Below are 13,283 nucleotides of genomic sequence, written 5' to 3'. Positions count from 1 at the left end.
GTGCGCGCCCGCGCGCGATTGCGCAAGGCCGCACCTCGCTCCTGGCAAGGTCAGGACCGGACTTTTTCGTAACGCACGTCGCGCTCGTCCACGCGTCCGGCCAACGTCCATCCTTGTTTCAGGTAGAAGGCGTTGGCGCGTATTTCGTCATTGCCATCCGTTACCAGCCATATTCTTTCGTGCTCGCCGAACAGTCGTGCCTCGGCCGCTTGCAGCAGCCGGCGCCCCAGTCCACGGCCCTCATACTCTGGGCGTATGAACAGGGCAAAGACCTCCGCCTGGGCCACATCCGCCATGGAGAAGCCGACGGCGCGGCTGTCGAGTTCCGCGACCCAGGCGCAGGGGCCGGATTCCAGGGCATCCCTGAGCGCCATTGGCGTGATGCCCAGCTCGGAGAGTTGCTCGCGGCTCAGGTGGTTCTGCCGCACGCTGGTGCGGATGTCGAAGAGGTGGTCGATGTCGTCGACAGTGGCAGGGCGAATCCCGCGGTTCATCTGGTTTCCTTCCTTGAATCGTAAGAGGGCGGCAGCGCGAATTGCGGCCGCCCGTTGCGTGCATCAGGACGCGGAAAAGGCTGGGTGGTACGCGACCTTGCCAGCGGCTTGCGAGCCGTCCAGCGAGAGGGCCATGAAGTACTCCGGCGGTACGCCTTCGTAGCGCACCGCCGCATCGTGCACAAAACCGAAGCGCCGGTAGTAGCGCGGATCGCCCAGCACAACGCAGCCCTTGCCGCCCAGCGTCTTCAGTTGCTCGAGCCCGGCCCGGACCAGTGCGTTGCCTATTCCCTGGCCATGCAGGTCAGGCCGCACCGAAACCGGCCCGAGGCCATACCAGCCGAGATCACGGCCATCCAGGGTGATCGGGGAGAAGGCGACATGGCCAAGGACCTCTCCGGCCTTTGTGGCGACCAGGGAGACGGTAAGTGCGCCGGCCGCGCGCAACGCGTCGACGATGGCACCTTCGGTGCCGTCGCTGTGTTCGGCGACGGCGAAAGCGGCTTCGGTGATCTGGCGAATCTGGAGCTTATCCTCGGGACGTTCGGCGTGAATCTCGTAGTCCATGGTGCGAATCCTCGGGTGTGCGGCCGGGCCGCTGTGCAACAGCCCGGTCTGGGGCTATCAGCGATTGCCCAGTTGCGGGCGCACGGCGCCCAGTCCTGTGGCGTTGATTCGGTAGGGCAGGCCGTTGCGCGAGAGGATCAGGCGCTTGCTGCGGAGTTTGCGAAACACCGCCAGCGTCCAATCGGCGAGGACATACCCGTCACGGGTATAGCACTCGACGGCGACGATGCGCCCGGAGTCGTCACGCTGGAAGGAGATGTGGCCGCCCTTGGCGAGGACGTGCAGGGTCCGTTGTTCCTGTCTGGAAATGTTCATGGTGGAAACCTGAATGCAGTAGGTGCGTAGAAACCGCAGACACAACGTCGTGTCCGCCCGTGTTTGTGCGCATCGATAACCGTCCCGCCTTGTCGGCAAGGCGTCGGGGTTATCGGATTACTGCTATCTCCAACATGAAACCTGTCTCAACGGATCAGAGAGGATGCCCGGAATTCGGGCCCGGCAATTCTAGGCGTCCGAAGGGAAGGGGATCAACCCGCTGGGCGGACGTGTCGCCCCGAACGAAGCGCCGTGCTTCCCATTACGGAGGAACCAGGAGATGCCATTAATTTCGGCACCCTTGCTGCGCTAGACTGCGCAACCCGCCGTTAGCGTTCCACCAGGAGAACGATCCATGGAAGACCTCAATACCCTGTACTACTTCACCCAGGTGGTGGAGCAGGGTGGTTTTGCGGCCGCCGGGCGTGCCCTGGATATTCCCAAATCCAAGCTCAGCCGGCGCATTGCCCAGCTGGAGGAACGCCTTGGCGTACGCCTGTTGCACCGTACCAGCCGGCACTGTTCCTTGACCGAGATCGGTCAGGAGTACTACCAGCGCTGCGTGGCGATGCGCATCGAAGCGGAAGGTGCATCGGAGGTGATCGAGCGTAACCGCAGCGAGCCGCGCGGGTTGGTGCGGCTGGCCTGCCCGACGACACTGCTCAGTTCCTGGGTGGGGCCCATGCTCACCCGGTACATGCTCAAGTACCCGCTGGTGGAACTGTTCATCGAGAGCACCAACCGCCGCGTCGACCTGCTCCATGAAGGCTTCGACATCGCCCTGCGTGTTCGCTTTCCTCCGCTGGAAAACACCGACATGGTGATGAAGGTACTGGGCAACAGCACGCAGTGCCTGGTGGGCCGACCGGACCTGCTGGAACGCATGGCCGGCGACAGTTCGCCGATGGGGCTGGGACAACTGCCCAGCCTGCACTGGGGCAGCATGCAGCGCGAGTATCAGTGGGAGTTGTTCAACGAAGACAGCGAGCGACTGCTGATCTCGCACAAGCCACGCCTGGTCACCGATGACCTGCAGGCCTTGCGCAACGCGGTACTGGCTGGCGTCGGCATCGCTCACGTGCCTCGCGTGGCCGTCCGCGAAGACTTGGCCACCGGCAAGGTGGTGGAACTGCTACCGGGCTGGACACCCAAGTGCGGCATCGTCCATGCGATCTTTCCATCGCGCCGCGGACTATTGCCGTCGGTGCGGACACTGATTGACTTTCTTGCCGAGGAGTTCATTCAGAGTGATATGGCCTGAAGTTAGACTGTGGCGGCGGTTCTACTTATATGTAATAGGTGATGCTCCGCATCACTGTCTTCGGGCAGTTGTTCAAAATCCTATTCCTCATTACTGAGGTCTGTTATCGCTCTGCCGTCCAGGGTTGGTGTGCGTGGATCTAGAATGGAGGGTTTGTTCGTTGGGTTTATAGAATTAGTCCCCTGTCATTCGTAATTTCTTAATTTTTTTTCTTTGAAGGGATTTTTTTATCTCATTTAGCTCTATGGTGTTAACTTTTACTCGAGAAGCAATGTCGCTTAGCTCGTGCAAAAAAGTATAGCTCTCAGTTGAATTTATTGAAATGTTTGCCTTGTAATAATCTCTTAGCTTTCGAAGCTCTTTGTAGCTGCTCCATCGAGTGGATGCACTGAATATTTCTGAGTGAAGCGCTTCACTCATTGTCAAGAATTGAGTTTCGTTATCGTCAAAAACAACTATGATGTCTAATGCCATCTTTCTCCTCACCTCGAAAAAATCAGCTTGTCAGTATCTTTTAAATCTTTAAAAACAGCCTGCGGGAAAGCGGTGACTAGGTCGCCATTCGATTCAACAACCACTCTGACCTTATTCAGATTTATTCCGTCCGGACTTGCCCCTATAATTTTATTTGGTAAGATTTTCTCGTATATAAAGCGATCTCCATCTCTTATTATTCTATCTGGGTTTCTGAATGTGTCTCGCGCGATACTCTTCCACTCCGCATTGTTAACAGTCCATTTGCTTTTATGTTCCCATCCTAAGGCTTGGCCTACATGTCGTTCTTTTACATGTTGAACGCCATCACTTGCCAAATTTATTTTTTCCGGCAAGCACGGAACTAACCCCGATGGATCCACCCACCCCATCGGGTTATGCACATACCCCTGAGGTCGGCTTCCTCCGCCCAACCCCAACGGGTCGGGGCTCAGGTACTGCGCCGTCTGTGGATCATAGTAGCGATGGCGGTTGTAGTGCAGGCCGCTTTCGCCGTCGTAGTACTGGCCGGGGAAGCGGAACGGGCAGTCCACTGGCCCGGTGTCATCGTTGGCGGCTTTCCATAGCCGTGCCAATCCCCACACGTTCGGGCTGTTGGACCAGACCAGTTCACCCTGTTCGCTGAGTAGCTCCCGCGGGCTGCCGAGGTGGTCGGCGACGATGTAGCTGAGCTTGCCATTCTGGTGCTGGGTGATAGGCGTAAAGCTGCCCGGTGCGTAAGTCCAGCGGGTGGCTTGGTCGTAGAGCACCTCGCCATTGGCGCAGAGCGGGGCGGCTTCGATGAGTTGCTCGCCGCTCCACAGGTATTCCTCGCCGACGATGCGCTGGGCGTCTCTGCCGTCGATGACCTGGAACTTGCGAATGCGTCGGCCAAAGGCGTCGTAGGCGTAGCGCCAATGTTCACCGTTGGGGTTGCGCAGTTCGGTCAGGCGGTTGTCGCTGTTCCAGCGGTAGCTCCAGCGCTGGGGGCGGAAGCCGTTGCGTTGGACCGTCTTGCTGATCAGACGGCCGCAGGCGTCGTATTCGTAGCGATCCGGGCCGCAGCGCACGGCGCGGCCGCCTTGCTGCTCAATGCTTTGACCGTATTCGCTCTTGCCGGAGGGTAGCGCTTCGCTGGTGAGGTCCAGGGCCTGGTCGTACTGCCAGCGTTGCGGATTCGCACTGCCCAGGTGAGCGGCGATGATCTGGTCGTTGGCGTTGTAGCGATAGCGACTGCTGCCCCAGCGTTGGTCGTCGATCTGGATGGGGTTGAAGGCTTTGTCGTAGCGGTAGTCGCGCTGGACGTGGCTGTGCAGTTCGGGCGGCAGACCCGAAACGGCCTTGGCCTGGCCGGCACGTTGACCGCTGAGCAGGCCGATGCGGTTGTACTCCTGTTGTTGCAGGAAGCCTTCCGGACTGTGGCGCTGGATATCGCGGCCCAGGGCGTCGTTCTGGAGTGCTAGTGGGGCGTGTTCGCCGATCTGGAGTTGAGTCAGGCTGCCGCTGTGGTCGTGTTGCCAGCGGATCTCGGGATGATCGGCATTGGCTTGCTGATGGCTTTCTGGCTCGGCGAAGGCACCGGCCTGGAGAATGGTGGGCAAGCCGTTGTCGGTGCCGTAGTGATGGCGGATCTCGCGGTGGTTGCAGCGTTCCAGGATGACGCGCCCGGCGGCGTCGCGTTGGTATTCAATTAGGGCGTTGGGGTTGCTGACCTGGACCAGATGTCCTCTGTCGTCATAGCTCAGCCGAGTGATTTCAACGGGACCGTTGGCGGGCTGCTGGTCGATGCGCACCAGGAGGGCCGAGGCGATGTCGTAGTGATAATGGACGCGGGCACCGTCGGCGCAGTGCTTTTCGGTCAGCCAGCCGGCGGCGTTGTAACGGTAGCGGATGGAGGTGCCGGCAAAGTCGCGTTCTGCCACCAGACGGCCTGCCAGGTCGTATTGGTAGTGATAGTGCTGGCCGAGGCCGTTGGTGACACGTACCAGCCGTGCCAGCTTGTCATAGGCCAGTTGCAGTGTCTGGCCGCCGGGTTGCGTCAGGCTCTCGAGCAGGTCGAAGGCGCCGTAGTGATAGTGCGTGCTGCGGCCTTCGCCATCGGTGAAGCGTTGGACGCGCAGCTCGCTGTCGTATTGCCACTGTTGCTCGGCGCCGTCAGCCAGGGTGAGGGCGGCAACCGAGCCACGTGGGTGGGCGTGCTGGGCGTAGCTCAGGCGGGTGGTCTGGCCCAGGGCGTCGGTGTGCTTGAGTGGCCGGCCGAAAATGTCCAGGCTCAATTGGCTCGTGTGGCCATTGGGATGTTCGATGGCGCTCAGGCGATGACGTTCGTCGTACTCGTAACGAAGGGCTCCTCCGTCAGGATTGATCTGCTCCAGTCGTTCGCCATGTGTACCGTAGCGATAACGAATCTGGCGACCATCGGGCAGCGTTAGCGTTTCGAGGTTGCCGCGCTGATCGTAGGTGAGCGCCCAGGTACTGCCATCAACGGCGCGGTAACGGGCGAGATTGCCGGTGGCGTCGTAATGGCGGGTCTCGCGGCTGCCGTCGGGGTTGATCTGGGTGAGCAACTCCCCGGCATCGCTGTAGCTGTAGCGGGTGACGCGACCCAGCGGGTCGGTTTCGCTGAGCTTGTTGGTGAACTCATCCCATTCTGTGAGCGATTCGTTCCCGAGTGGATCGATTTTCCGCACGACGAGGTTGTTGTCGTCGTAGTAGAAACGGCTGTGGCCGCCTTCGGCGTCGTGATAGTGAGTGCAGCGGGCGAGCGCTTCGTATTCGAAGCGGTCGTTGTAGAAGCCTTGCGGGGTGCTGACGGTGCGGACGCGACCATGATCGTCATAGGTCATGTCGACCTGGGTCTGGTCAGAATCGCGCCACTGCAGCATGTAGCCGCTAGGGTTGTAGGTGTGCTGGAGCGGGCCGAATTGCTGGCTGTGGCAACTGGTCAGCAAGTCGAAGGACTCATAGCGACATTGCAGAAGATGACGCTCTGGCTGGCCCGGCTCGAGCAATGCGACGTGTTCGATCAGGCCGCTGGCAGTGTGTCCAATTCTTAGTTGGAAGCCATCGCTGTGCTCGATGCGATGCAGGCGTCCATCGCAATAGTGAAAGCGAATGGCGTTGCCGTTACGGTCTTCAATGGCACTTAGTGGTCTTGTAGAGGCGGTGCTGGGTTCGAAGAGCAGGGTGTGCTGGCTGCGCCGGTCGTAGAGACGCAGTGTGGCGCTGCGGTGGCCAGATAGCTGGTAGCGGCCATCGCGCAGGTTGTAAGCAAGGACTTCATCTTCCGGCGCCAGATAGACGAGCGTTGTGCCTTCAGCGGTGTTGAAGGTGATGCGCTGGTCGTCGAGTTCCAGGCGCTGGGACCACTCGTCCGCCCATTTGTAGCCGAAGACACCACGGAATGATTGGCGTGAACGGTAGTGACGATTCAGGCGCAGCGGAATACTGCCGGGGATATCCAGCACAGGCCAGGTTTGCACGTAGTCGCCGGTGGCGACGTCGACGGGCTCGCTCTCGAGGCCGCATTTGCCGGGCTCGCAATTCTTCCCATCTGCGGAGGCACTCCCGGGCTTATCGCCCTCGGCTCGCCCGGCGGGATTGCCCTGCTCGACATGTACGCCGTCAGTGGCCTTGGCGGCGTCGCCTGCATGCGCAGTCTGCTCGGCCTTGGCGGCGTCACCTGCTGCTTCAGCGGCCTTTGCAACCTCAGCCGCTTTTGCCGCTTCGGCGGCCTTGGCAACCTGGCTGGCTTTGCCAAATTTCCCAAGAATTCCAGCTTTGAGTTCTGCCAGTGGCAGGGTGACTATTTCCAAGCCGCCGCGAGTAATGGCTTCTGCGTAGTCGCCTTTCTCCCAGGGAGTAGCGACAGGTTTGACGATGGCGCTCCCAATCGTCTTGGCATCGCTGGCGACTGTCTCCGGGGTCACATTTCCCAGGCGGATATTTTCGGCCAGTATCTGCCCATCGAGGACTTTCGACTCGATGCCGGCCGGTGTCTGCATCTTGGCAGCGGTCTTGCTGCCTTCGTAGGCCAACTCGCCGATGCCGGTGACGATATCCTTGGCAAAACCCGCGGTGCCGCGCTGTATCTGTGCGCCAAGCTCACCCACGCCTGGGATCAGATCGGTGAAGGGGATTCCCAGCAGTGGGGCGGATTTGATGCTGGCGATTTTTTCATCAAGAGTCTGGTTCAGATCATCGAAGCGAACGTACTCGTCCAGTGCATCGAAGGCGGAAAGCTCTTTTTTCAACGCCTCTTTTTGGGCTTTGAGCTTTTCCAGATAGGGGCTGGTGCGCTCGCCAGGTGGCGCGTCAAGATTGCTGGCCTTCCGGTCGGGATCGCCGCCGCTGGCCATCTTCTGGTTGCTGACGATCTTGCCTAGCGCACCGCCAAGCCCGTTCGCGTTGCAATTGACCAGGCAGTAGCTGTCATGGCGGGCAAGCGGAATGCCATTGGCCTTGGCCGTAGGGTGGCCGTCCAGCAGCTTGACGTGCCCCGATCCCAGCGAGGTTCCCGCTACGACGTGCTGCCCGGCATCCGCCTGTACTTGCTGGAACAGATCGCCCTGCCGGTAAACCGGTACGCCCTGGGCTTTGACGTTGGGTGAAGATTTGACTTGTTTGTCGAGCGTAGCAAAGGAGTCAAAGGCAATGATCGGAAGCCCAACTCGACAGAAATCGGGCGTGATGCAGATAGCCTTCCATTGCGTGGATTCGTTCGCGACGTGCCGTTTTGTACCGCCGGCTGCCGGGGTGGGTGAGGCCTCCAGCGCAATCCGCTGTTGCTTGAGCTTACTCAACTCCCCCTGCATCTGGCTGCGAGATGCTTGCTCTGCATTGGAAAGCGGACGCAATGCTTCCAGCTTGTCTAGCGTGCCGAGAATAGTGCTGGCCTGCGACTCACGTTGGGCCAGTTCAGTCAGCTGACGTGCGTTCAGGAGTTTCTGCTCCGCAACTGCATCCTCTGCTGCCGAGGAAACGCTCAGACGGTCATTCATCCTTGGGATATCCTTTTCCCGGTCTGTTTCTCGGCCGGCAGTGCCACCAAGCCAATGGTCAGTTGATTGATCGGCATCTGCCGCGCCAATGGAAGGCGCCACAGCAGAGTGGCCTGATAGCTATCGAGGTCGATTCGAACCGTATCCAGCAGCGGATACTGGATATGGTTATTGGGGGATCTTTCGTTGATCAGAACCAATGGAACGACCCCCGGAAGGCGCATCGCGCGATGACCTGAGGCCAGGCAACCCTTGAGCTGAACGTGTTCGTTACCCGTCAGATACGAGGTGGAAACCAGCTCACCAGGAGCGCTGTTGTAAAAGCGCGGATCGAAGTCTTTGGGAAAGAAGGGGTAGCGTTCTTCCTCCCAATGTTGGTCATAGGTGCCCTGAAGGGAGGTCCTGGGTTCCCACCAGCGGGCGATTGCTCCGAATCCTTGAGGGATAAGTTGTTGGAAGGGATGCTCGTAGGGCGTCCGCGGGTCATCTAGCTGCGGTGCGGGCATTCGCCTGATCGATGAAATCCGCCCTTCGATACGCTGCCGAGCCGCTTGCTCCAGGCTTCTGAGCGACGAGGCATCGGGTAGCCAGCCGCAGCCGGCAGGGTTCATGGGGTAGTGAAGACTGCTGGCCTGCATAGATTCGGCTGGCGGCTGCGGATCGTAGAAGCAACCGCCAAAAGCCAGTCGGTAGTCCAACGGCACCTGGTCTACAGGGGTGGCCTCATCCAGACACCACCCGGTCAGAGAGTCTCGAATCTCCCGCGGGCCGCTGACACGCACCACTTTTCCGACAGACCCAACCGTCAATTCGGCAAGCCAGTGCCTGAGGGGCTGCCCCTGGTATGAGCGCACATGGCCATGCATCAGCACGTCCGTCCCCAGCTTCCCCAACACCAGATCCCCTTCCTCGGCGAGCACGGCCTTCAGCGGTTGGGTATTGATCGGCCCGTCGTAGCGATCGCCGAACTGGATCGGCCGCTGAATCGCCGAAAGCGCCATCGGCTCACCGTCGCGGGCGAAGTCGAAGGTGCCTCGCAAAACGATGACGTCGAAGGGTTCTCCAGAGGGACCGGTTTTCTCGTAGAGCAGGTGCGGTAGACCGCTGTGGTTATCGATGCGGATCATCACCAGCAGCCTTTCGGTGTGGCGATCTTGCTCAGCGGGCCGCCTGCGTCATCCGACAATCCGGGGCCGCCGCCCAGTGCACCCATGGCAGCCCCCGCGAGACCGCCGAGGTCTCCGCCCAGGGCGGCTTGAGCCAGGCCGGCCAGCCCGCCAGCATCGCTCAGCGGATTGAAACTGGTGAAGCCGGGCGACGCGGCGTCGACGGTGATGACGGGCGCCGCCGCTGCGGTGCCGCTGTTGAGATGAACGTCCTTCGGCGCATCGGCGTTGACCGTGTTGGCGGACTTGAGGTGGATGTCCGGAGCGTCGAGGAAGATACCTTTGGCGGTGATGACGATTTTCGAAGGGCCGACCTGCAGGGTGATGCTGTCGCCGTCCATGCTCAGGCTGGAGCCGCCGCTGGCGGAGGATGCCGCCGCAGGGCTGGATGACGTGTCCGAGACGATGTTCATCTTCGCGCTGCCGGCAGGTGCCGCGCCGGCAGCCGAGCCGATCAGGCCGCCGCCAACCTTGAGCGTCATGGATGTGCCAATGGTGGTCGAGCGGTTCTTGCCGATGCGCTCCACCTGGTTCATGCCAACGATGGTGTTCAGGTGCAGGCCGACGTTCTGGCTGTAGACCGTGCCGATGTTCATCATCTTGGCCAGGCCGACGTTCTGCAGGTAGGTCAGCTTGACGGTCTCGGTCTTCATGCGGTCGACGGTGATCGACCAGTTGCGCTTGATGTGGTCGGTCTCGTGCTTGTCGACGGTCTTGGTGCGGTTCTTGTGGATGGTGATGGTTTCGTTGCCGTCCACGGTTTCGGTGCGGTTGTTGCCGACGTGGACGGTTTCGTCGTGGTCGATGGTCTTGCGGCGGTCATGGCCGACCCAGTGGGTCTCGTTGTGTTCGACTTCGATGTCCTGATCGCGCTGGGCATGGACGTAGATCTGCTCCGCGCCCTTGCGGTCTTCGATGCGCAGTTCGTTGGAGCCGCCTCCACCGAGTGTGCTGTTGGTCTTGAAGACGCTGCGGGTCTTGTGCTCCGGAAGCTCATAAGGCACCGGGCGGTGGGCGTTGGGCAGGCAGCCATGGACGACGGGCTGATCCGGGTCGCCCTCGAGGAAATTCACCAGCACTTCCATGCCGATGCGCGGAATGAGCACATGACCGTAGCCGTCGTGCGCCCAGCCGCTGACGACGCGAACCCAGCAACTGCTGTGCTCGTCGAGGTTGCCGTCGCGGTCCCAGTGGAACTGCAGTTTCACCCGCCCGTAGGGATCGCAGTAGATCTCGTCGCCCTGGGGGCCGGTGACGACCGCGGTTTGCGTGCCCAGCACCCGTGGCTTGGGATGACGCAGCGGTGGACGATGGACGGTGAAGCCGGGAATGGCCTCGAAGCGGTTGTGGTAACCCTGTTCGCTGTTGTCGCTGGCGTGCTCCTCGAGTACCTGGGGCTGGCAGCCGCGGTGGCTGACGCGGGTGACTGTCCACAGCGCGTTGTTGGCGCCGATGGGGTGATCGGTCAGGGTGATCAGGTGGCCACTGAGCAATGGACGGTCGCCACCGCCATAGGCTTTCGTCCGGTCCGCGGCGTGGCGTTGCAGGGCGATCTGGCTGAGCTGTTTGCCGCGCCCGCCATCGAGGAAGCGGCCAGGGTAGTCGTAATCCTCGAGATCGGGCTTGCCATCGCCCTGGGCCTTGCCCTCCAGCAGGGTCGCGGGCTTCTCGAAGTCATAGTCGCGGCGGGTGACACGTGAGGTGCGAATCGCCGCGCCGGCACCGAAGTGCTTGATCACCGGCACGTCGGCGACCAGGCCTGTATCACTCTGGAAGGGCACGCTGCCGATGGTCGACCAGGCCGCGGGGCTGTCGCCGAAGACCAGGGTATGGTCACCGGGCGAATGCTCGAAGTGGTAATGGAAGCCTTCCTCTTCGCACAGCCGCGAGACGAAGGCCAGGTCGCTCTCGTCGTACTGCACGCAGTAATCGCGCTCAGGTGGTGGAGCCGAGAGTCGGAAGGAGAAGGCGCCAAGGCCATGCTCACCGAGGATGATCGAGATGATTTCCTGGGCGTTCTTGTGCTGGAAAATCCGCTGGTTCCGGCGCAGGGCGAGATTCGCCAGGTGGGGTTCCAGGATCAGCCTGGCGTGGCAGAAGCGAGCATCGCTGGCACCGAGACGGGCCTCGCGAATCAGACCATGAATGCCGTTGAGTTGCTGGTCGAATGCCAGGAACGCCCGTTTCGACAGCAGTCCGTCCGGTGACGGCGCCCGCTCGCTGACGACATCGATCTCGATACGGAAGAGGCTGTCCAGCGCTTCGTCGCCGCTGAACTGGAGAACCCGCAGCTCACTCGGCGAGCCGTCGATGAAGAGTTGGATTTGTGTCTGATTGGCCGCCTGGAACATGCCTGTACCTCCTTGAAGTCCTTTTCAGGGGGCCAGACTTTAAGGAGGCGCAGGACTGCTGGGGATGGGGTCTAGGCGAGTTGAGATCCGTCAGTCAGAGCTTGCGGAATTGGCGACGGAGGGCGTCGCCGAATTCACGCAGCGTTCCGCTCAATGACTGTCAGCGCTGGGCTGTGCCGGTGGGGCAATCTTGCGCATCAGCGGCACCAGTAACAGCGTCACGGCGAAGCATGCACCGACTAGCAGGAAGGCGTCGGCGAAGGTCAGTGTCTGCGCCTCGCGCCAGGTCAGGTCCCACAGGTGCTTGAGCGCCTGCTGGCTCGGCTCGCCATTGATGTCCAGCGAAGGTGCCAGCCAGTGGTTGAGTGCTTCGTTGCCGCTGTTGAGGTGTTCCGCCAGGCGCAGGAAGTGCAGGTTGGCGCGGTCGTTGAGCACCGTGGCGCAGGCGGCGATGCCGATGGCGCCGCCGAGGTTGCGCATCAGGTTGAAGAGCCCCGAGGCGAGCTTCAGGCGCTCGGGCGGCAGCGATCCCAGCGCGAGGGTCACCGTGGGCGCCACGCAGAATTGCTGGGCCATGCCGCGCAGGGCCTGCGGGAACATCAGTTGCGCCGCGCCCCAGTCGTGCGTCAGCGGGGCGAACTCAAGCATCGACAGGGTGAACATCACCATGCCCAGCAGCAGGATCCAGCGCAGGTCGACGCGCCGCGCCAGGGCGGCGTAGAGCGGGATGCTCATGATCTGGAAGATGCCGGTGGAGAAGATCGCCAGGCCAATGTCCAGCGCGCCGTAGCCGCGCACGCGGCCAAGGAACAGCGGGGTCAGGTAGATGGTGGCGAAGATGCCGATGCCGGTGACGAAGCTGAACAGGCAGCCGAGGGCGAAGTTGCGTTCCTTCAGCGCGCGCAGGTCGACGATGGGATGGTCGGCGGTCAGGCTGCGGTAGATGAAGGCGACGCCGCAGATCGCGGAGATCCATGCCGTGGCGAGGATGGTGTCGTCGCTGAACCAGTTCCAGCGCGGTCCTTCCTCCATGGTGTATTCCAGGCAGCCGAGGAACAGCGCCATCAGCAGCATGGCCGGGTAGTCCGCGCCCTTGAGCAGCGACAGGTCCGGCTTGTCGATGCGCACCATGATCGGCACCACGATGGCGACGAACAGCCCCGGCACCAGGTTGATGTAGAACAGCCAGGGCCAGGAGGAAATGTCGGTGATCCAGCCACCCACCACCGGCCCGAGCGTCGGCGCCAGCGAGGCGATGGCGCCGATGGTGGCGGCGACGATCACGCGCTGCTTGCCGTCGAAATAGAGGAAGCCGGTGGTGAACACCATCGGGATCATCGAGCCACCGAGAAAGCCCTGCAGCGCGCGGAAGGCGATCATGCTCTGGATGTTCCAGGCCAGCGCGCAGAGCAGGCTGGTGAGGGTGAAGCCCAGCGCCGAGGCGGCGAACAGCCAGCGCGTGGACAGCACCTTGGACAGCCAGCCGGACAACGGAATGACGATGATCTCGGCGATCAGGTAGCTGGTCTGCACCCAGGCGAGTTCATCTGCACCGGCCGATAGTCCGCCGCCGATGTCGCGCAGCGAGGCGGAGACGATCTGGATGTCCAGCAGGGCGATGAACATCCCCAGGCACATACAGGCGAAGGAGATCA

Annotated in this window: 9 protein-coding genes; 1 reads left to right on the top strand and 8 read right to left on the bottom strand. The window is 61.4% G+C overall.

Annotation, left to right across the window (positions count from 1 at the left end):
- Positions 1–50: 50 nt before the first annotated feature.
- From JVX91_RS20175 to JVX91_RS20165, 3 genes are all read right to left on the bottom strand, one after another.
- The gene (locus JVX91_RS20175) at positions 51–494 is read right to left on the bottom strand and encodes a GNAT family N-acetyltransferase (RefSeq protein ID WP_205335933.1); all 444 of its coding nucleotides are present in this window, start codon (positions 492–494) and stop codon (positions 51–53) included.
- A gap of 63 nt (positions 495–557) precedes the next feature.
- Positions 558–1,061: an N-acetyltransferase gene (locus tag JVX91_RS20170; RefSeq protein WP_205335932.1), complete on the bottom strand. Its 504-nt coding sequence runs from the start codon at positions 1,059–1,061 to the stop codon at positions 558–560.
- Positions 1,062–1,118: 57 nt separating this feature from the next.
- Complete coding sequence (locus tag JVX91_RS20165; RefSeq protein ID WP_205335931.1) at positions 1,119–1,376, bottom strand: YjhX family toxin; 258 nt, start codon at positions 1,374–1,376, stop codon at positions 1,119–1,121.
- 355 nt (positions 1,377–1,731) lie between these two features.
- On the opposite strand from JVX91_RS20165, the gene JVX91_RS20160 reads away from it, so the two are divergent.
- Complete coding sequence (locus tag JVX91_RS20160; protein ID WP_205335930.1) at positions 1,732–2,637, top strand: LysR substrate-binding domain-containing protein; 906 nt, start codon at positions 1,732–1,734, stop codon at positions 2,635–2,637.
- Positions 2,638–2,811: 174 nt separating this feature from the next.
- Here the strand turns inward: JVX91_RS20160 and JVX91_RS20155 are convergent, their stop codons facing one another.
- The 5 genes from JVX91_RS20155 to JVX91_RS20135 form a co-directional block, all read right to left on the bottom strand.
- Positions 2,812–3,111, bottom strand: coding sequence for a hypothetical protein (locus tag JVX91_RS20155; RefSeq protein WP_205335929.1), 300 nt, complete (start codon positions 3,109–3,111; stop codon positions 2,812–2,814).
- Positions 3,112–3,119: 8 nt separating this feature from the next.
- Entirely contained in the window at positions 3,120–8,111 is a 4,992-nt protein-coding gene (locus JVX91_RS20150) for an RHS repeat-associated core domain-containing protein (RefSeq protein WP_205335928.1), read from the bottom strand.
- Complete coding sequence (locus JVX91_RS20145) at positions 8,108–9,238, bottom strand: DUF2169 domain-containing protein (RefSeq protein WP_205335927.1); 1,131 nt, start codon at positions 9,236–9,238, stop codon at positions 8,108–8,110. The genes JVX91_RS20150 and JVX91_RS20145 overlap by 4 nt, the downstream gene beginning before the upstream one ends.
- Positions 9,238–11,628 carry a type VI secretion system tip protein VgrG gene (gene tssI, locus JVX91_RS20140; protein WP_205335926.1) on the bottom strand — a complete coding sequence of 797 codons (2,391 nt, stop codon included), beginning with the start codon at positions 11,626–11,628 and terminating at the stop codon, positions 9,238–9,240. Before tssI ends, JVX91_RS20145 begins: the two co-directional genes overlap by 1 nt.
- Before the next feature lie 150 nt (positions 11,629–11,778).
- Positions 11,779–13,266 (bottom strand): DHA2 family efflux MFS transporter permease subunit, encoded by a 1,488-nt coding sequence (locus JVX91_RS20135; protein ID WP_240201784.1) that lies wholly within the window; start codon positions 13,264–13,266, stop codon positions 11,779–11,781.
- Positions 13,267–13,283 lie beyond the last annotated feature (17 nt).

Origin of the sequence: Pseudomonas sp. PDNC002 (assembly GCF_016919445.1) — a bacterium.
Lineage (GTDB): Bacteria > Pseudomonadota > Gammaproteobacteria > Pseudomonadales > Pseudomonadaceae > Pseudomonas.
Note: the sequence above shows the minus strand (reverse complement) of the source record. Positions and strands in the feature narration are given on the sequence as shown.